This is a genomic window from Halalkaliarchaeum sp. AArc-GB, assembly GCF_031432225.1.
GTDB lineage: Archaea > Halobacteriota > Halobacteria > Halobacteriales > Haloferacaceae > Halalkaliarchaeum.
Genome location: NZ_JAVKGM010000003.1, coordinates 112,447 through 132,005 on the forward strand (window position 1 = coordinate 112,447; position 19,559 = coordinate 132,005).

Genomic DNA, 19,559 nt, shown 5'->3' on the forward strand with positions numbered 1-19,559 from the left:
GACGTGAACGCGGGTATGGCATCCGACAGGGAGCAGAGCGAGATCGGCGGGCCGCGAGAGAAGTGCGGCGTCGCCGGAATCTCTCTTACAGAGCGTGCAGCGGCACGGCCGCTGTACTATGCGCTGTACGCGCTCCAGCATCGGGGACAGGAATCAGCGGGGATCGTCACCCACGACGGGTTCCAGCAGCACAGTCACGTCGAGACGGGACTCGTCGGCGACGTCTTCGACGAAGCGGCACTGGAATCGCTGAACGGTTCCAACGGGATCGGCCACGTTCGGTATCCGACCGCCGGGGGGGTGGGCTCCTGCTGTGCACAGCCGTTTACGGTGTCTTTCAAGTCGGGATCGCTCGGGCTGGCTCACAACGGCAACCTCGTCAACGCCGACGAGATCCGCGAGGAACTGGCGGGACTGGGACACGCGTTCACCAGTACGGGCGACACCGAGGTGATCGCCCACGACCTCGCGCGCAACCTGCTCGAGGCGGACCTGGTGCGGGCGATCAAACGGACGATGGAACGGATTCACGGCTCTTACTCGCTTACTATCGCTCACGGCGACACGGTTCTCGGGGTTCGCGACCCGGGCGGAAACCGACCGCTCTGTCTCGGAGAACTGCCCGACGGATACGTCCTCGCAAGCGAGTCAGCCGCGATCGACACCCTCGACGGGGAGCTGGTTCGGGACGTGCGACCCGGCGAGTTGATCGTTCTCGATCCGGACGGCTCGGGATACGACTCCTATCAGCTGTTCGAACGCGACCATACCGCAAACTGCTTTTTCGAACACGTGTACTTCGGCCGACCGGACTCGGTCATCGACGGCGAACTCGTCTACGAAGTCCGGCGCGAACTCGGACGCCAGCTGTGGGAGGAATCCGGAATCGAAACGGACGTAGTGATGCCCGTGCCGGACTCGGGACGCGCGTTCGCCGCCGGCTACGCCGACGCGGCCGCCGAAACTACCGTCGACGGCGATCCTCGAGATCCGGAAGACGACGGAGTCGCGTTCGCGGAGGGATTGATGAAGAACCGCTACGTCGGTCGTACGTTTATCATGCCGACACAGGACGAGCGCGAGCGTGCCGTCCGGCTGAAACTCAACCCGATCAAGAGCACGGTCGACGGGAAGACGGTGACGGTGATCGACGACTCGATCGTTCGGGGGACGACGTCGACCCAACTGGTGGAACTGCTCCGGGAATCCGGGGCCGAGGAAGTGCACGTTCGGATCGGCGCACCGCCGATCGTCGCGCCGTGTTACCTCGGAATCGACATGGCTACGCGGGAGGAACTCATCGCGGCAGACCGGTCACTCGAGGAGATTCAGGAGGTGATCGGGGCCGAGTCGCTGTCGTACCTGTCGGTCGAGGCGATCGCAAACGCGATCGGAACCGACCGCGAGAACCTGTGTCTCGGTTGTGTCACCGGCGCGTACCCGTACGACATCGAGGGCGAGGAGACGGACCGACCGATCACGAGACCGAATATCTCGCCCGAACAGGCGCTCGGCGACGACTGATCGCGGGATCCGGAAAAAAGAGCCGTCAGTACACGACGTACAGCAGGAGATAGACGACGATACCGAGCACGAAGGAGACGAGCCACAGCGAGGCGGCCACCCGGCCGACGATCCGGTGTCGGGTGTCGTAGATCTCGGAGACGGGGCGGGTGACCGCAAGCAATAGGACGTAAAACAGCAGGGGGACACAGAGCACCGCAAGCAGAATGTGAACCCCCAAAAGCGGGAGGTACACGAACGTCTCGACGGTCCCGGGCCCGGGGAACTCGGCCGGTCCTAGCAGGGCCACGCGGTAGAGATACAACACGAGGAACGCCGCAAAGAGTCCGAAGGACGCAACCATCGCCGCGCGGTGTTTTTCGACCTCCTCGATCCGGATATACCGCCAGCCGGCGACGATCGTGACGATCGCGAGCGCGCTCAAGACCGCGTTGACCGTGGGAATCGCATCGAGAAACGCATCGCCCGCCTGCGGGAGCAGGTCGGTCGGGATCGCCTGGAGCGCGGCGCCGAAGACGAGTGTCAGTGCGACGACCGTGAGAATTGCTGTCAGGGCAGGGACGTGGTCCCGAGCCCGTCGTCGAACTTCCATATTCGACATACGGGTTCCCGGGGGAAAAGCGGCCGGGATTTCGTCGATACTTCCCGTGGGACTCCCCGGCACTCGCGTGGCAAAGGGAAGGGCTTTTAATTATCCCCCGGGTACGGTTGAGTGCAGTTAAAACTCACATCGGGCGTGGGTAGCCAAGCCAGGCCAACGGCGCAGCGTTGAGGGCGCTGTCCTGTAGAGGTCCGCCGGTTCAAATCCGGTCCCACGCACTGAACAATATCTGCGAGCGTAGCGAGCAGGTTGCAGTGAAGGAGTAGGGCGGATTTGAACCCTGGAAGACGAGCGCCAGCGAGTCTTCGTCCGGTTCAAATCCGGTCCCACGCATTTTTCGGCGGCACAACGCGACGAGAGTCATGAGCGCAGCGAATGGCTCGAGGAGCCGTGCCGCCGTGAATGAGTATCTGGTGAGGATTTGAACCAGGCGAGTCGCAGCCCGGAACGGCGCGAAGCGCCGCACGCCCGGACCGTCTCGACGAGGTTCAAATCCGGTCCCACGCACTTTTCGGCGGCACAACGCGACGAGAGCGAGGTGCGAGCGAAGCGAGCACCTCGAAAACACGAGCGGTGAGCGAAGCGAACCGCGAGTGACGTCACAGCGAGCGAAGCGAGCACCTCGAAAACACGAGTGAGGAACCGTGCGGCCGAAACTACTGGATTCCGTACTGCTGAACCCGTAAGCGCTTTCTCTCCAACGACGTTTCTTCGAACGAATGAGCGACACCGCCTGGCTCGAGGACGCAACCATCTACACGCTCGACGTGAAGACCTTCTACGACAGCGACGGCGACGGCTGGGGCGACTTTCAGGGCCTCATCGAGAAACTCGAGTACGTCGACGACCTCGGCGTCGATTGTCTGTGGATCCGACCGTTCTATCCCAGTCCGCTCCGGGACAACGGCTACGACGTCGCCGACTACTACGCCGTGGACGACCGGCTGGGAACCCTCGAGGACTTCAGAGAGTTTACCGATCGGGCACACGACCGCGGAATACGGGTGCTCACCGATCTGGTGTTCAACCACACCTCGATCGACCACGAGTGGTTTCAAACGGCCCGCCGGAATCCCGAGTCGAAGTACCGCGACTACTACCTGTGGGCCGGCGACGTCGAAACCGCCTACAACACGTTCAACATCTTCCCCGAACACGAGGACGGCGTCTGGTCGTACGACGAGGTCGCCGACGCCCACTACTTCCATCAGTTCTTCCACCACCAGCCGGACCTGAACGTCCGGAATCCGGAAGTTAGAGAGGAGTTTCACGACATACTCCGGTTCTGGCTCCGCCAGGGAGCCGACGGGTTCCGGATCGACGCCGCCCATCCGATGTTGATGCCGAAGGGACACGACGGCGGAACCCTCGCTGAGCCGATCGAGTTGTTCAAGCAAATGAAGCGTGTTGTCAGCGAAGAGCAGTCCGACGCCATCCTGCTCGCGGAGGCGGACGACCAACCCGAGCTACTGCCTTACTACTTCGGCGACGGCGAGGCGTTCGACCTCCAGTTCAACTTCGTGATGAACGCCCACCTCACGTACGCCATCGGGGTCGGCGACACCTGGCCCCTCCACCGAGCCCACGAGATCGTTCCCGACGTCGACGGGATCGGCAAGTGGGCGAACTTCCTGCGCAATCACGACGAGTGGAACCTGTTGAAGCTCCCCGAGGAGGCGTTCCATCACGCCCGCGAGGCGTTCGGCGAGGACGCGGGCGACTCGTGGATCTTCGAGCGCGGCCACCGCCTCCGACTGGCCGAGATATACGACAACGATCTGGACCGCGTGGCGATGGCCCACAGCCTGTTGCTGTCGCTGCCGGACGTCCCGGTGTTGCTGGCCGGCGACGAGATCGGGATGGGATCGGATCCGTCACTACGCGAACGAGAGGCTGTTCGAACCCCAATGCAGTGGGACGACTCGGAGTACGCCGGCTTCTCGACGAGCGAACCCGGCGACGTGCACAATCCCGTCATCGACGAGGGAGAGTACAGCTACGAACGCGTCAACGTTGCCGACCAGCTGAACGACCCCGGATCACTGCTCTCACGGGTCGGGGAACTCGTCGACGCCCGGAGCCAGTGTCCGGAGATCGTCGACGGGATCTACTCCGTCGTCGACGTCGACCGTGACGACGTCTGGCTCCACCGCTACGATCACGGCGACAACCTGCTCGTGTGTGGACACAACTTCGCCGACGAACCGAGAGAGGTCGCCTGCGCGTTCGGACCACCCGAAGACGTGTCGACGTCGATCGTCGGGGACGGCGACTACCGCGTCGAGGGCGGTGATCTCACGTTCGAGCTCGACGGCTGTGACTACCTCTGGATTCGCGCCGACAAGTGGGGCAAGCGGGCGCCCGAACCGGGAGAGGTGCTGGCGCTCAGTCGGTGAGCTGGCTGTCCGGTCACATCGGTTCAGCTGTGGAAACGACGGCGACACTTTCGACCCGGAGATCACCGGAGGGAGTATCGACGTCCCCGCCGGACACGAGATCCGTTGGCTCGACCGTTTCCTCAGGGAGACTGACGTGCTCGGGCATCGGCGCAAAGTTCAGCACGACGACGAGACGCTCCTCGCCGGCTTCGCGGGCGTACGCAACCACGCCGTCGTGTACGGCGTCGACCTCGACGGGTTCGAACGCACCCCCGGGGCCGAAGGCGGGGCGCTCCCGCCTGAGCTCGTTCAGCGCCCCGTAGTGGCGCCGGAGTTCCTCGTCTGTCTCCTCCCAGGAGATCCTCTCCCGGCGGGTTCGCTCGCCGATCTCCTGGCCGGCGTACAGCAGCGGGATCCCGGGAAGCGTGAATATCGCACCCGCGGCCGCCTCGGTTTCGGGGCGGCCACACTCCTCGAGGAAGCGGGTCTCGTCGTGGTTCTCCATGTACTGGAGGAACCCGGCGTGGTCCGGAAAGCCGGTCTCGGCGCGCTGTCGGATCGCGTCCACCACCGCCCGCGCGGGCATCTCGCCGTGCCCGATCTGCCGCAGGTTGTGATACAACGTGGTGTCGAAGTGGACATCGAAACAGAGTTCGTGGAACTCGGGGACGTACGGGATCGTCTCGTCGAGCAACAGGAACTCGCGATCGTGGGACTTCACGCGGTCGCGGATCTCCTGCCAGAAACTCGTGGGCACTGCCCAGGCCATGTCACACCGGAACCCGTCGACGTACGGCGCCCACTCGTCGACGACGTCGAGCAGATGTCGCCTGACGTGGAGGTTGTCGAAGTTGAAGTTCGCGATGTACGGCCAGTCGAAGTACGTGGCCGGGACATCGTCGGCTTCGTTCTCCCACTCGTACCAGTCACGATACTCGGGATCCCCCGCTTTCGCGCGCCCGAAGAACTCGTGTTCGCGGGCGGAGTGATTGAGCACCAGATCGAACAGCACCTTGATCCCGTGATCGTGAGCTTCCTCGAGCAACGCCTCGAACTCCTCTCGGGTACCGAGGTCGTCGGCGATCGAAAAGAAGTCCGTGATGTTGTAGCCGTGATCGAATTCGTCGTTTTGGAGCACCGGCGTCAACCAAATGCAATTCACCCCGAATTCGGCGAGTTCGGGGAGTCGATCGGCGATCGCCTCGAAGGTCGGCTCGTCACCGTCGGCGAACGTCCGGACGTAGATCTCGTACAGCGTGATCGACCGGCTCCACGCCGGCGGCTCGTTGAGACGGTCGACGAGTATCTGCCCCTCCTCAGTCGGTGCTACCGCGATCGCGTCCGACACGCTGTAGGTATCGTTCGTGGGATCTACAGCGACCGCGTGGATTCGGCTGTATTCACGGATGTCCGCCCGATCGATCCGTACCTCGTGTCCGTCGATCGTCAGCTCCGAACCCGACACCGGATCTCGATCGTCGGCAAGGAACTCGACCGCGAACCCATCCGGGGGAACGTCGGCCCCCGGTGCCGGTTTCGGCGTCCCCGTCACCACGACTTCGTCTCCCTCCACGCGTCCGTCCAGCCGGATGCGGGGACGTCCCCCCGCACCATCCCGGAACGGGTCGTCGGATCCTCCGCAACTCTCCGCCGGGAGATCGCTTTCGCCACCGCTTATCCCACCGCTCACGCCGCCACTTCGGTGGAGTCCACTTCCGCCCGACGAACCACCGCCGTCACCGTCGCCACCGTCGCTGTCCGTCCCGTCTCCTTCGTCGTCGACGGGAAGGGGCGGCTTTTGGGACGTCGGGAACACACGAACCGTGAGCGTGTGTTGTCCGTCCGGCGCGTCGAGACCCAGCTTGTAAGTGCCAGAGACGTCGGGCGTGAACTGCTCGACGGGAGCGTCTCCCAGGGTCGCGCTGCTCCCCTTCGGTGCTCTCGCGACGTGCCACTCGTACTCCGCCGAGGGGTCGGGGTCCCTGGGGGCGAGGTCGATCGTCGATCCCACGCCGATAAACCGTGGGGGTCCGGGATGGTGCATAGTTATTCACTATATCGGTAGTAACCACTTTAGTTCTCCCTATCGCGTTCGGCGGTCGCCGGCTGGTTCCGTTTCGGCCCGGAAACTATTCGGAAGGCCACTCCGATAGTAGTTGCGTGGTCGTCTCTACCGATTGACCTCCTCCACGAGGGGGACGTCCGCCTCCTCGCGAACGGCTGGGTCGAACTCCCGACCGGTCGCCTCCTGTCGCCGGAGGCCGTCCATCACATCGACAGGAAGTCCGAGGAGCCGACCCACGAACGAACGTGACTTCCTCCGCCCTGAAGTGAAGATTCCTCCGTGGATGACCGACACTCGATCGACGGAACCACTAAGCCGCTCCCGCCGTCCCAGTTGTGCATGGAGATCGATGTCGTCGACATGGATCACGTCGCGATCCGCGTGACCGATCTGGAACGCTCACTGACGTTTTATCACGACCTGCTCGGGATGCCGATCCGCGATCGGGACCGGTACGACGCCGGCGAGGTACCGTACGTCGCCGTCGTCGCCGGGGGCCGACACGTTCATCTCGTACCGACCGACGAGGAGGAAGACGGCCCGATCGACGTCGACGGCGAGCACCTCTGTTTGCTCGTGCGCTCCAACCGGATCGACTCCCGGTCGGACGTCGAGGAATTGCTGGAAGAACTGCGCGAACGTGGGATAGAAGTGGAATCGGGCGAACCACGGAAACGCTACGGCGCGTACGGCCGGGCGTGGGCCGCATACGTCCGTGACCCCGACGGCCGTCGCGTCGAACTCAAGATCCACTGAACCTCTGTCGGCTCCGATCCCACAAAACACATATATACTACCTCTATTGGAGGCGACGTACACACGGAGCTTCGCCGGGATGAGTTCGGTCCGGAAACCACCCCAATGCCGTCCGGCAGTTATATTCGGTAACAAATTTTCAAAATACCCGTACTTTTATTTGCCTTCCGCTACAAATGATTATCACGGAGATAACCGACCGGGAGCCCCGCTTCTCCCGTTAGACCTCCACACCCTGATCCAAGTATGAGTGAGAACGTCCGACGATACACGGACGACCGTGTCCGCCGTCGCGAGACCGAGGAGGAACGAGACGACGAACAGGTGACCTGCCCGGAGTGTGGCGGTCAACTCGAGACGGATACCGAACACGGCGAAACCGTCTGTGCCGACTGCGGCCTGGTCGTCGAGACCGACGAGATCGACCGCGGTCCCGAGTGGCGCGCATTCGACTCCAAAGAGAAAGACGAAAAGAGTCGCGTGGGGGCGCCGACGACGAAGATGATGCACGACAAGGGGCTGTCGACGAACATCGGCTGGCAGGACAAGGACGCCTACGGCAAGACCCTCTCGAGCCGACAGCGGGAGAAGATGCAGCGGCTCCGCACCTGGAACGAGCGGTTCCGTACTCGCGATTCAAAAGAGCGCAACCTCAAGCAGGCGCTGGGCGAGATCGACCGGATGGCCTCGGCGCTGGGGCTGCCCGAGAACGTCCGCGAGACCGCCTCGGTCATCTACCGCCGTGCGCTCGATGAAGACCTCCTGCCCGGCCGCTCGATCGAAGGCGTCGCCACCGCCGCGCTGTACGCGGCTGCCCGCCAGGCCGGCACCCCCCGCAGTCTCGACGAGATCGCGGCCGTCTCCCGGGTCGAGAAAGACGAGATCGCCCGGACGTACCGGTACGTCGTCCGCGAACTGAAACTGGAGATCCAGCCCGCGGATCCCGAGAGCTACGTCCCCCGGTTCGCGAGCGACCTCGGCCTCTCGGAGGAGGCCGAACGACGCGCGCGACAGCTGCTCAAGACCGCAAAGGAGCAGGGCGTCCACTCCGGCAAGTCGCCGGTCGGGCTCGCCGCTGCCGCCGTGTACGCGGCCTCGCTGCTCACCAACGAGAAGGTGACCCAAAACGACGTGAGCGAGGTGGCGAACATCTCTGAAGTGACGATCCGAAACCGCTATCACGAACTGCTCGAGGCCGAAGAGGAAGTCCAGCTTCCTTGACCGCTGTCCGCGCTGCTTTTGTACCGTCGCGACGATCGCCGGACATGGAGACGACCCGCCACTTCGTGGCTACCCTGTACGTCGTCAACGACGGCGCGACGGCGCTGCACCGTCACCCGAAGCTCGGACTACGGCTCCCGCCAGGCGGCCACATCGACCGGGACGAGTTACCCCACGAGGCCGCCCTCCGCGAGACGCGCGAGGAAACCGGGCTCGATCCCTCGCTCGTAACGCCCGGGCCGACCTACGAGTCGGAAACCGCCCGGACGATCCCGACTCCACAACACCTCCTGCTGGAGGACATCAACGTTCATCCGGACGGAACCGTCGGCCACCAGCACGTCGATCACGTGTTCTTCGCGCGGGTCCAGAGCCGCGAGATCGATCCGGACGGTGACGACGAGGCGACGGCCGACGCATGGAAGTGGTACGACAGGGCAGCGCTGCGTGACGCGGATCTGGACGAGGACGTCGCCGAACTCGGTATCGACGCGATCGAGACGGTCGAGCGGACCCTCGAACGGCAAACCTAAACCACGAGAAACCGAATCCGGTCGGTAGATGCGCCTTCGGGTCAACTGGCGTGCGAGTTTGGGACTGGTCGGAAGCATCCTCAAGTGGCTCGCGTTCCCCCTCGCGTTTCCGCTCGCCCTCGCCGTGTACTACGGCGAACCGACGACGCCGTTCGTCGTGACGATCATGGTCACGCTCGGCGTCGGGGGCGCACTCGAGCAGTTCCGCGGCGAAGGCGACTTGGGCGGCCGCGAAGCGTTCCTGATGGTCGCGCTGGCGTGGCTGTCGGTGGCCATCGTCGGGGCGATCCCGTTTCTGGCGGCGGGTAACGGTGTCATCGCACAGCCGATCGACGCGTTGTTCGAGGCGATGTCGGGAGTTACGACCACCGGTGCGACCGTCCTCGAGGATTTCTCGGCACACTCGAACTCCATGCTGATGTGGCGTCAGGTGATCCAGTGGCTCGGTGGGCTCGGAATCCTGGTGCTCGCGCTGTCGGTCCTCTCGCAGTTGTCGATCGGTGGCGCCCAGCTGATGGAGACCGAAACACAAACCCAGGACGTTCACAAACTCTCGCCACACATCGCCGAAACCGCCCGGACGCTGTGGTCGCTGTACGCCGGGGTGACCGCGCTGTGTGCGGCGTCGTTGTACGGGCTCCATCTCGTGGGGCTGGCTCCGAACATGACCCCGTTCATGGCGCTTTCTCACGCGTTCACCGGCGTCGCGACCGCCGGATTCTCCCCGTCTCCGGGGAGCCTGGGAGCGTTCTCGGTGGCAGCCCAGTGGACCATTATCCCGTTTATGCTCATCGGCGCGACCAACTTCATCCTCATCTACTACTTCGTCCAAGGGGACTGGGGGCGTCCGGCCGAAAACGAGGAGTTCCGGTTTTACCTCGGCGTGGTCGCCGGCACGGTGGTGCTGCTCGCGCTGTTGCTGTTGACCGATCCGTCCGTCTCGTATCCCCTCGAAGAGAAGTTCCGACACGCCACGTTCCAGGTCGTCTCGATCATGACGACGACCGGGTTCGCGACCGCAGACTTCAACACGTGGTCGCCGGCCGCCAAACACGTCCTGTTCGTGTTGATGTTCCTGGGCGGCATGGCCGGATCGACCACCTGTTCGATCAAGCTGCTCCGGTGGCTCATCGTCTTCAAGGCGCTCCGCCGGGACCTGTTTACCGCGGTCCATCCCGACGCCATCAAACCGGTGCGGCTCAGCGATCAGGTCGTCGACGAGGAGACGATCCGGGACACGTATGCGTTCACGCTGCTGTCGCTGTTGCTCTTTTTCGGACTCGGGATCTTCGTCGCGGTCGACAGCGCCCGGATCGGCCTCGGGATCGACGAGTTCGAGGCACTCGGGGCGGCTGCGGCGACCTTCTTCAACATCGGCCCGGCGTTCGGGATCGCAGGCCCGTTCGACAACTACTACCCGTTTTCGGACGCGACCAAGGTCGCGATGATCGTGCTGATGTGGGTGGGTCGGATCGAGATCATACCGGTGCTGGTCCTGTTTACTCGGTCGTACTGGAAGTCGTAGCTCAGACGGCGTCTTCCACCGCGCTTGCCACCCGGACGATCGTTTCCTCGTCGAACCGCGGACCGACGAGCTGGAGACCGACCGGGAGGCCGTCGGCGGTCCCTGCTGGGACCGAGATCGCCGGCAGGTTCGCGAGGTTGACAGGCGTCGTGTTCGCATCGGCGAGATACATCTGCAGGGGATCGTCGAGGCTCTCGCCGAGCTCGAACGGCAACACCGGCATCGTCGGCGAGGCGATCACGTCGACCTCCTCGAAGGCGGCGTCGAAGTCCTGTTTCACCCACGCGCGGGCGTCCTGGGCCTTCCGGTAGTACTTGTCGTGATAGCCCTCCGAGAGGGCGTACGTCCCGAGCAGGATCCGACGTTTGACCTCCGCGCCGAACGCCTCCCGCGTCTCGGCGAACGTGTCGTTCCAGTTGCCGTCGTGACCCGCCGAGTGACCGTACCTGACGCCGTCGAACCGCGCGAGGTTCGACGACGCTTCCGACATCGCGATCACGTAGTACGCCTGCACCGCGTGATCGACCGACGGGAGCGACACCTCGACGGTCTCGGCGCCACGCGACTCGAGGGATTCGAGCGCGTCCTCGACGGTTTCGACGACGCGTTCGTCGGCACCGTCGAAAAGCTCCGTCGGGATCCCGATCGTCGTCCCGTCGACGTCGCCGTCGGCTGCAGCCGCGTAATCGGTCCCGTCGGCCGGATGGCGGTCGAACTCCTCGCGTTCGTCGTATCGGGTCGTCGCGTCGCGTTCGTCGGGGCCGGCGATGACGTCCAGGAGTCGGGCGGCGTCCTCGACGCTGGACGCGATCGGGCCGATCTGCTCCAGTGAGTTGGCGTACGCGACGAGTCCGTACCGGGAGACGAGCCCGTAGGTGGGCTTGATCCCGACGACGCCACAGAACGCGGCGGGACACCGCACCGACCCGCCGGTGTCGGAGCCGAGCGCGAGGTCGGCGTCCCCCGACGCGACTGCCGCAGCCGATCCGCCCGAGGAGCCGCCCGGAACGCGGTCGGTGTCGGCGGGATTGTGCGTCGGGCCGAACGCCGAGGTCTCTGTCGTCGTTCCCATCCCGAACTCGTCCATGTTCGTCTTGCCGACCATCGTCGCGCCGGCGTCGAGAACGCGCTCGACCACGGTGGCGTCGTACGGCGGGACGTAGTCGGCGAGCATTTCCGACCCGCAGGTCGTCGTGACCCCCTCCGTCGAGATGTTGTCCTTCACCGCGATCGTCATTCCGGCGAGTGGACCGTCCGACGTGCCGTCGACGGTTTCTTCGGTGATATAAAGGTTGAGATCCGCGCTCATCTCACGACACCCGCGGTCCCTTGAATTTCCCGTCTTCCGATTCGGGCGCGTTCGCGAGGGCGTCCTCCTGAGAGAGCCCGTCTTCGACCTGATCTTCGCGGAGGACGTTCACGAGTTCCGTGTCGCGGTCGACCTCCGGAACCTCGTCCAGCGTGTCGAAGTACTCGAGCACCTCGGAGAACTGCTCGGCGAACTCCTCGGGTTCACCCACCTCGAGCGCAACCCGCGCGAGTGAGGCGACGTGTTCGACGTCGTCGGTCGTAACCGTCGGTTCGCTCATACGCGGAGGTGTTTCGGCGCGAGAGTAAGAGTTTCGATGGCCGACCCCGTGGCTGCCAGCCAACTTTTTATAAACGATCACGGGACCACGAACCCCGTGGTCAGCACGGACGCCATCGCCCGGGCCCTTCGAACGCTCGCCGAACGCACAGCCACGGCGCGGCCGCCGTACGCCGGAGTGATCGAGGAGGCCGACGCGGCGCTGGAGGACCTCGATCGCGCAGCGTCGTTCGTCGAGGCCGACGGACTCGGCCGGCTCTCGGAGGCGGTAGACTCCGCCCGCAGGGATGGACACGAGGAACTCGCAGATCGGGGTGAGAACGCGCTCGACTCCTACCACCGGCTTCGGGAAGCGGCAACCGGAGACGTGACGCGTTCGCGGAACCCATTTACCACAGAAGGTGCAAGGTTCGACGAATGACATCGGCTGACGGATCGGAACCCGCACCGGCTCCGACGCGGGTGCTCCACACCGGCGACACCCACGTCGGCTACGAGCAGTACCACTCCCCCGAGCGACGACGGGATTTCCTCGAAGCGTTCGAGCAGGTCGTCGACGACGCGATCGAGGAGAGCGTCGACGCCGTCGTCCACGCCGGCGACCTGTTTCACGATCGTCGTCCGTCGCTGCCGGATCTACTCGGGACACTCGAGTTGCTCCGGCGGCTCGACGCTGCAGACATCCCCTTCCTGGCGGTCGTCGGGAACCACGAATCCACTCGCCGAGGGCAGTGGCTGGACCTCTTTGAAAGCATGGATCTCGCGACCAGACTCGGTGCGGAGCCGGTCGAAGTCGGCGAGACCGCCTTTTACGGGCTCGACCACGTCCCTGAATCCCGGCGGGACGACCTCGACTACGAGTTCGAACCCAGCGATGCGGCACACGCCGCCCTCGTGAGCCACGGTCTGTTTACCCCGTTTGCACACGCGAACTGGGACACGGAAACAGTACTCGCGGAGTCGACCGTCGCATTCGACGCGATGCTGCTCGGTGACAATCACGTCCCCGACACGGCGACAGTCGATGGGACGCGGGTAACTTACTGCGGGTCGACGGAGCGCACCAGCGCGAGCGAGGAGACCCCCCGCGGGTACAACCTCGTCACGTTCGACGCCGACACCCGGGGACCGGACGGCGTCGAGATCCGTCGTCGGACGATCGAGACCCGACCGTTCGCGTTCGTCGAGGTGGAACTGGCCGACGGCGAGGGCGTCGAACGGGTTCGCGAACGGGTGACACAGCACGACCTGGAGGACGCCGTCGTGATCGTCCGAATCGACGGAAGCGGAGACCCGGTGACGCCGGCGTCAATCGAGGAGACTGCACTGGAGGAAGGCGCGTTGATCGTGCGGGTAACCGACCGCCGGGAGGTCGACACGGCAGAGGAGATCTCTGTCTCGTTCGGTGACCCGGACGAGGCGGTGCGGGAACGGATCCGGGAGGAGGGGTTCTCATCGGCCGCACGAGAGTTTGACGACGTGGTTCGCTCGGTGGAAATTCCGGCTTCGAACGTTCGGGCCGAGGTGAAAAACCGGCTGTCCGACCGGATCGAATCGGAAGGCCTGGAGGCGCTTTCGGCGACTGAACCCGATGATACGAGCGACGGCGAAGAGGGCAGTGGGGACGGAAAGACCGACCGCGAGAGCAGTAATATGGGCCGCGTGGGTGAGGACCGGGACATGGACGGCGACGGTGGGGACCGGGACATGGGCGGCGACGGTGAGGCACGCGGGGACGAACCGAAAAGCTCCGGACCCGACGGGCAACGATCGATGGAGGAGTACCTGTGAGGTTCGAGCGACTCGAACTCGCGAACTTCAAACCGTACGCCGACGCGGAGCTTCGCCTCCGGGACGGCGTCACCGTCATCCACGGCCTCAACGGCAGCGGGAAGTCGTCGCTCCTGGAGGCGTGTTTCTTCGCTTTGTACGGCGCGAAAGCGCTCGAGGGAACCCTCGAGGAAGTGGTTACCAACGGTGAGGAGGAAACCGAGATCGAACTGGCGTTTAGCCACGACGGCACCGACTACCGGATCTACCGCCGGATCCGCGCGAGCGGCGACCGGGTCAGCACCGTTGATTGCACCCTCGAGGGGCCGGACGTCACCGTCGACGGGGCGCGAGACGTCCGCCGATTCGTCACCGAACTGCTCAGGATGGACGCGGAGGCGTTTCTCAACTGCGCGTACGTCCGCCAGGGGGAGGTGAACAAACTGATCAACGCGAGTCCGAGCCAGCGGCAGGACATGATCGACGACCTGCTGCAGCTCGGGAAACTCGAGACCTATCGCGAACGGGCGGGCGACGCACGCCTCGGTGTCGAGGACCTGCTCACGTCCAAACGGACGCTACTCGAGGACAAAGCCGACCGAATCGAACAGAAGGAGGACGCCGACCTCCACGGCAAGCTCAACGACCTCGAATCGCGGCTCGGCGAGGTCGACGACGAGATCGACCGGGTCGAAGCACAGATCGAGAAGGCCGAAGAGACGAAAGCCGACGCCGAGCGCGTCCTGGAAGAGCACGACGAGAAACGGGCCGAGATCGATGCGCTGGAGGAGGAAATCGACGAGATTGCGGAGACGATCCGGGAGGCCGAATCCGAGCGCGAAACGCTCCGTGAACGGATCACCGAGACCCGGGAACGCATCGACGGCCTCGAAAGCGAACTGGAGACGGCACGGGACGACGCGGGGCTCGACGCCGCGACCGACGAGGCGATCGCAACACGCCGGGAGGAACTCGACGACAGGGAGGCCGACCTCGAAGAGCGCCTGAGCGACATCCGGGTGAAACGGGAGGGGTTCCGGAACCAGGCCGCGAACCTCGCCGAGAAGGCAACGACGCTCGAAGGTCGGGCCGAAGAGGCAGAGTCGGACGCGGCAGAGGCAGAATCCGACGCGGCGGAGGCCGACCAGACGGCACGAGAACACGAAGAAAAACTCGAGTCGATCGACGACCGAATCGACGCAGTCAAAGAACAGTTCGAGGAGACGGACGTCGAACCCGGTAGCGCCGACAGCCTGCGCGAGGAGATCCAGTCGGAACTGTCGGCAGCTCGCGAACGCGTTGCCGAACTCGAGACCGAGCTGTCGAACGCTCGCGAACGCGTCGCTGAAGTCGAGGCACTGCTCGCGGCCGGCAAATGTCCGGAGTGTGGACAGCCGGTCGATGGCTCACCCCACGTAGATTCGATCGACGAGGACCGCGAGCGGGTTACCGAACTCGAAGAGGAACTGTCCGACGCACGCGGGGAAGTGAGCCGTCTCGAAAAGCGACTGGCGGACGCCGAGGAACTCCGCGAGGCCGAACAGCGGCTCGGCGAGCTGGAAAACGCACGGGAGCTCCGTGAAGAACGACTCGCGAATGCCCGGGAGACGGCCGAAGAGCGACGAGAGCGAGCGGAAACACTCCGGGAGAACGCCGACGAGCTGCGGGAGCAGGCCGCCGAGGCCACGGAGGTCGCCGAGACGAAACGGGAAGAGGCAGCCGAAGCCCGGGAGCGCATTGAAACGCTCGAAAGGAAACTTGACACGATCGATTCCGAACGGGAGATGCTCTCGTCGGTCGAGTCAACGCTCGAAGCGATCGAGGAACTGGCGGATCGAATCGACCGCCATCGCGACCGTCGGTCGACACTCGAGGAACTGAACGACGAACGCCGGGAGCGTCTGCGGGAAAAGCGCGAAGCGAGGGACGAACTCCGGGAGTCGTTCGACGACGACCGGATCGAGTCGGCCAGAGAGAACAAGCGCACGGCCGAGGCCTATCTCGAGGAGGCGAAACCCGAACTCGAAGATCTCAGGGAGACGCGAGACGAACTCCAGAACTCGATCGGCGGCGTGAAAACGGAACTGTCCGAACTCGAACGCCTGCGAGAAGAGCGGGATCAACTGGCCGACCGGGTCGAGATGCTGGAATCGGTCCACGAGGAAGCCGAATCCCTCGAACAGCTGTACGGCGATCTCCGTGCGGAGCTGCGCCAGCGAAACGTCGAGACGCTCGAGCGCATGCTCAACGAGACGTTCGAACTGGTGTACGGTAACGACGCGTACTCGCACATTGAACTCGACGGCGAGTACGAACTCACAGTGTACCAGAAGGACGGCGAACCGCTCGAACCCGCGCAACTTTCGGGTGGCGAGCGCGCGCTGTTCAACCTGGCGCTGCGGGTGGCCATCTACCGACTGTTGTCGGCCGGAATCGACGGGGCCGCACCGACCCCGCCGCTCATTCTCGACGAGCCGACCGTGTTCCTCGACGCCGGCCACGTCTCGCGACTGGTCACGCTGGTCGAAGAGATGCGAGAGTTCGGGGTCAGACAGATCGTGATCGTGAGCCACGACGACGAACTGGTCGGGGCCGCAGACGACCTGCTCACCGTCGAAAAAGACGCGACGACGAACCGGTCGAGCGTGCGGCGCGAGGACTCGCCGGCGATCCCGTCCGGGATCGCGGACGACGATTGATCGAGAGCTCTCAGGACGTTCCCAGTTTGCGAAAATTCCGGTCGAATACAAGCAGTCCGCCATTGAGTATACAGACGTGTCAGGGCCTTCGAGAGACGAACAATCCCGCCGAAAGTCGACCAGTAACTGGCACTCGCGATCAATCGATTCAATCTACGAGACGCTCGAGACATCGGATCAGGGGTTGTCGAAAGCTGAGGCTCGGACTCGTCTCGAGCAAGAGGGTCCAAACGAGATCGTGGCCGAGGAGGGGATCTCCCCATTTCGTATCCTCATCGAGCAGTACACCTCGGCATTGATATGGGTCTTGATCGTCGCCGCGTTCGTGATGGCCGGTGTCGGACACACGATCGACGCTGGCGTCATTGCTACGATCGTGATCTTCATCACGTTGTTCGGATTCGTTCAGGACTATCGCGCCGAACAGAGCATTCAAGCGCTCGCAGAAATGGCGACAAGAGCCGCGATCGTCCGACGTGACGGAGAGAAACGGGAAATAGACGCCAGGACAGTCGTGCCGGGAGACGTTATCTTCGTCGAGTCGGGTGACGTCGTTCCTGCCGATGCCCGGATCGTCGAGGAGTCCAACCTCCGGGTCGACGAGAGCGCACTGACTGGCGAGAGCGTCGGCGTCTCGAAGGAGGTCGGTACCGTCGAGGAAGAGATCTCGCTGGCCGAACGCAAGAACATGCTGTACAAGGACACGGTCGTCGAACGGGGCTCGGGGACGGCGATCGTTGTCGAAACCGGTCCGGAGTCCGAAATTGGGCAGATCGCGACCGCGCTCGAGGAGGCCGAGGAACGAGCAACACCGTTCCAGGCCGAGATGGATCGCCTCGGGAAAATCATCGCGCTCGGCGTCATCGGCGCAGTCGCCGTGATCGCGCTCGTCGAGATCTCTGTCGGCGAAACGGAACCACTGCAGGTGTTCCTGACGGCGGTTGGGATCGCCGTTTCAGCTGTTCCCGAGGGTCTCCCAGCAGTCGTGACACTCTCGCTCGCACTCGGGGCGCGCCGGATGGCAGATCAGAACGCGCTCGTCCGACGACTGCCGATCGTCGAGGCGCTGGGATCGGTTGACGTCATCTGTACTGACAAGACGGGGACACTCACCGAAGAGGAGATGACAGTACAGCGGATCGTCGCCGATCGACAGGTGTTCGAGGTGACTGGAACCGGCTACGACACCGACGGTGAGTTTCGAAAGGAGGGTGAACCGGTAGAAACCGGTCGCGTTGCTGAAGTGTTGCGCTGTGGCATGTTGTGTAACAATGTCGATATCGGCACCCGCGAACGAGGTGCTGAAGGCAGACGTGAGCCCGAAACCGAGGCGTCCAACAGTCGGGATGGCAGAACGTATCTCGGGGATCCCACCGAGATAGCGCTGTTCGTGGCCGCCCAGAAAGCCGGGTTCGACCACGAAGATCTCGCCGCTAGGTACCCCAGAATCGGCGAGATCGAGTTCACCTCCGACCGCAAGCGCATGACGACTGTCCACCGAACGCCAAACGGCGAGACCGCCGCCTACATGAAGGGAGCTCCGGAAACCGTTCTCGAGCGCTGCGACCGCGAACTCGTCGATGGTGAAGTGACCGAGTTGACGGCTGACCGTCGAGCAGCGATCGAGACCCGGACCGAAGCGTTCGCAGAAGACGCATTGCGCGTCATGGGCTTTGCCTTCCGAACCGACCTCCCGGAGTCACAGATCGAGTCACCGGACGAAGACCTCGAGCAGGAGATGGTATTTCTGGGATTACAGGGAATGCTCGATCCACCCCGACCCGAGGTCCCGGAGGCGATCGCGGGATGTCTCGACGCCGGGATCGACGTGGTGATGGTCACCGGTGACAACGCAGTCACCGCTCGAGCCGTCGGAGAGGAAATCGGATTGCGCCCGACACGTGTCGTTACCGGCCCCGAACTCGATGATATGAGCGACGAGGAACTCGCCGAGGTCGTAGCAGAAGTGGATATTTTCGCGCGAACCTCGCCCGAGCACAAGACTCGAATCCTCCAGACGCTCCAGGCGAAGGGACACACCGTCGCGATGACCGGGGACGGTGTCAACGACGCGCCAGCGGTAAAAAACGCCGACGTCGGCATCGCGATGGGCCGTCGCGGCACGGACGTTACCGAGCAGGCTTCCGACATCGTCCTTCTCGACGACAATTTCGCGACGATCCGGGATGCGGTAAAAGGGGGACGACGCATCTTCGACAACGTCCGCAAATTCGTAAACTACCTCCTTTCCGGTAACGGCGGCGAGGTGACGATGGTATTCACCGGATCGATGCTGGGACTCGGACTCGTTATAACACCGATCCAGATCCTCTGGATCAACGTCGTTACGGACGGTATTCCTGCACTCTCGATCGGGATTGATCCGGCGGCAAAAGACATCATGGATCGCGATCCGCGACCGCGGGACGAAGGCGTCATCACAGACAGAATCGTCACCTCCATCGTCGGAATAGCGATATTCATGACGATCTGTCTGCTTCCGCTCTTCACGCTCAACTTCTACGGCGAGTTGATCCCTGGATACGACGTAACTGACGCCCTCTTCGGATGGAGCCCGACGTACGATCCCGGACGAGAACTCGCCCAGACAATGGTGTTCACCGGGCTGGTTGTCTTCGAAATCGTACGCATACAGGCAATCAGATACCGGTACGGGCTCGGAATCCTTTCGAATCGCTGGCTCGTGGCCGCGGTAGGCGTCGCAATCGCGTTGCAATTGTTAGTGCTTTACACGTCCGTCGGCCAGTTCCTGTTCGGTGTTGCGCCGCTCGGCCTCGTCCACTGGGCCCAGATCGCTATTGTTACTGTCCTGTTCGCGCTGATCATGGCGATATTTGTGAAAATCCAGGATCGCTTGTTCGAGCAGTACTGACACTGG

At 63.7% G+C, this 19,559-nt stretch carries 15 protein-coding genes and 1 tRNA gene; 11 read left to right on the top strand and 5 right to left on the bottom strand.

Annotated elements, in window-relative coordinates; genetic code table 11:
* Positions 1-15 precede the first annotated feature (15 nt).
* Positions 16-1,524, top strand: a complete 1,509-nt coding sequence (gene purF, locus RH858_RS05355) for an amidophosphoribosyltransferase (protein ID WP_259535796.1) — start codon at positions 16-18, stop codon at positions 1,522-1,524.
* A 25-nt stretch (positions 1,525-1,549) separates the two neighbouring features.
* Here the strand turns inward: purF and RH858_RS05360 are convergent, their stop codons facing one another.
* Positions 1,550-2,116: a DUF420 domain-containing protein gene (locus tag RH858_RS05360; protein WP_259535794.1), complete on the bottom strand. Its 567-nt coding sequence runs from the start codon at positions 2,114-2,116 to the stop codon at positions 1,550-1,552.
* A gap of 142 nt (positions 2,117-2,258) precedes the next feature.
* Between RH858_RS05360 and RH858_RS05365 the strand changes: the two genes are divergently transcribed.
* Positions 2,259-2,343, top strand: a tRNA-Leu gene (locus RH858_RS05365).
* 501 nt (positions 2,344-2,844) lie between these two features.
* Positions 2,845-4,521: an alpha-amylase family protein gene (locus tag RH858_RS05370; protein ID WP_310561294.1), complete on the top strand. Its 1,677-nt coding sequence runs from the start codon at positions 2,845-2,847 to the stop codon at positions 4,519-4,521.
* Between the two features lie 13 nt (positions 4,522-4,534).
* Here RH858_RS05370 and malA read toward each other — a convergent pair whose 3' ends face one another.
* Positions 4,535-6,547, bottom strand: a complete 2,013-nt coding sequence (malA, locus tag RH858_RS05375) for an alpha-amylase MalA (RefSeq protein WP_303650971.1) — start codon at positions 6,545-6,547, stop codon at positions 4,535-4,537.
* Positions 6,548-6,673: 126 nt separating this feature from the next.
* The gene (locus tag RH858_RS05380) at positions 6,674-6,805 is read right to left on the bottom strand and encodes a hypothetical protein (RefSeq protein WP_259535788.1); all 132 of its coding nucleotides are present in this window, start codon (positions 6,803-6,805) and stop codon (positions 6,674-6,676) included.
* Positions 6,806-6,907: 102 nt separating this feature from the next.
* Between RH858_RS05380 and RH858_RS05385 the strand changes: the two genes are divergently transcribed.
* The 4 genes from RH858_RS05385 (at position 6,908) to RH858_RS05400 (ending at position 10,603) form a co-directional block, all read left to right on the top strand.
* Positions 6,908-7,324, top strand: coding sequence for a VOC family protein (locus RH858_RS05385; RefSeq protein ID WP_259535786.1), 417 nt, complete (start codon positions 6,908-6,910; stop codon positions 7,322-7,324).
* Between the two features lie 246 nt (positions 7,325-7,570).
* Positions 7,571-8,545, top strand: a complete 975-nt coding sequence (locus RH858_RS05390; protein ID WP_259535784.1) for a transcription initiation factor IIB — start codon at positions 7,571-7,573, stop codon at positions 8,543-8,545.
* Positions 8,546-8,589: 44 nt separating this feature from the next.
* Positions 8,590-9,078: an NUDIX hydrolase gene (locus RH858_RS05395; RefSeq protein ID WP_259535782.1), complete on the top strand. Its 489-nt coding sequence runs from the start codon at positions 8,590-8,592 to the stop codon at positions 9,076-9,078.
* A gap of 28 nt (positions 9,079-9,106) precedes the next feature.
* Positions 9,107-10,603, top strand: coding sequence for a TrkH family potassium uptake protein (locus RH858_RS05400; RefSeq protein WP_259535780.1), 1,497 nt, complete (start codon positions 9,107-9,109; stop codon positions 10,601-10,603).
* A gap of 1 nt (position 10,604) precedes the next feature.
* Here RH858_RS05400 and gatA read toward each other — a convergent pair whose 3' ends face one another.
* Positions 10,605-11,912, bottom strand: coding sequence for an Asp-tRNA(Asn)/Glu-tRNA(Gln) amidotransferase subunit GatA (gene gatA / locus RH858_RS05405; RefSeq protein ID WP_259535778.1), 1,308 nt, complete (start codon positions 11,910-11,912; stop codon positions 10,605-10,607).
* A 1-nt stretch (position 11,913) separates the two neighbouring features.
* Entirely contained in the window at positions 11,914-12,192 is a 279-nt protein-coding gene (gene gatC, locus RH858_RS05410; RefSeq protein ID WP_259535776.1) for an Asp-tRNA(Asn)/Glu-tRNA(Gln) amidotransferase subunit GatC, read from the bottom strand.
* A 96-nt stretch (positions 12,193-12,288) separates the two neighbouring features.
* Between gatC and RH858_RS05415 the strand changes: the two genes are divergently transcribed.
* From RH858_RS05415 to RH858_RS05430, 4 genes are all read left to right on the top strand, one after another.
* Positions 12,289-12,612: a hypothetical protein gene (locus RH858_RS05415; RefSeq protein ID WP_259535774.1), complete on the top strand. Its 324-nt coding sequence runs from the start codon at positions 12,289-12,291 to the stop codon at positions 12,610-12,612.
* Positions 12,609-13,982 (top strand): DNA double-strand break repair protein Mre11, encoded by a 1,374-nt coding sequence (mre11, locus tag RH858_RS05420; protein ID WP_310561295.1) that lies wholly within the window; start codon positions 12,609-12,611, stop codon positions 13,980-13,982. Before RH858_RS05415 ends, mre11 begins: the two co-directional genes overlap by 4 nt.
* A complete protein-coding gene (gene rad50 / locus RH858_RS05425) occupies positions 13,979-16,660 on the top strand; it encodes a DNA double-strand break repair ATPase Rad50 (protein WP_259535770.1) in 2,682 nt (893 codons plus the stop codon). The genes mre11 and rad50 overlap by 4 nt, the downstream gene beginning before the upstream one ends.
* 76 nt (positions 16,661-16,736) lie before the next feature.
* The gene (locus RH858_RS05430) at positions 16,737-19,553 is read left to right on the top strand and encodes a cation-transporting P-type ATPase (protein ID WP_259535768.1); all 2,817 of its coding nucleotides are present in this window, start codon (positions 16,737-16,739) and stop codon (positions 19,551-19,553) included.
* Positions 19,554-19,559: the final 6 nt, after the last annotated feature.

Excerpts from the sequence above, each read along its gene's own strand:
- gatA (WP_259535778.1), bottom strand. The coding sequence starts at position 11,912 with ATGAGCGCGGATCTCAACCTTTATATCACCGAAGAAACCGTCGACGGC.
- RH858_RS05385 (WP_259535786.1), top strand. The coding sequence starts at position 6,908 with ATGGAGATCGATGTCGTCGACATGGATCACGTCGCGATCCGCGTGACC.
- purF (WP_259535796.1), top strand. The coding sequence starts at position 16 with ATGGCATCCGACAGGGAGCAGAGCGAGATCGGCGGGCCGCGAGAGAAG.
- RH858_RS05360 (WP_259535794.1), bottom strand. The coding sequence starts at position 2,116 with ATGGAAGTTCGACGACGGGCTCGGGACCACGTCCCTGCCCTGACAGCA.
- mre11 (WP_310561295.1), top strand. The coding sequence starts at position 12,609 with ATGACATCGGCTGACGGATCGGAACCCGCACCGGCTCCGACGCGGGTG.
- RH858_RS05400 (WP_259535780.1), top strand. The coding sequence starts at position 9,107 with ATGCGCCTTCGGGTCAACTGGCGTGCGAGTTTGGGACTGGTCGGAAGC.
- RH858_RS05370 (WP_310561294.1), top strand. The coding sequence starts at position 2,845 with ATGAGCGACACCGCCTGGCTCGAGGACGCAACCATCTACACGCTCGAC.
- RH858_RS05395 (WP_259535782.1), top strand. The coding sequence starts at position 8,590 with ATGGAGACGACCCGCCACTTCGTGGCTACCCTGTACGTCGTCAACGAC.
- gatC (WP_259535776.1), bottom strand. The coding sequence starts at position 12,192 with ATGAGCGAACCGACGGTTACGACCGACGACGTCGAACACGTCGCCTCA.
- RH858_RS05390 (WP_259535784.1), top strand. The coding sequence starts at position 7,571 with ATGAGTGAGAACGTCCGACGATACACGGACGACCGTGTCCGCCGTCGC.
- malA (WP_303650971.1), bottom strand. The coding sequence starts at position 6,547 with ATGCACCATCCCGGACCCCCACGGTTTATCGGCGTGGGATCGACGATC.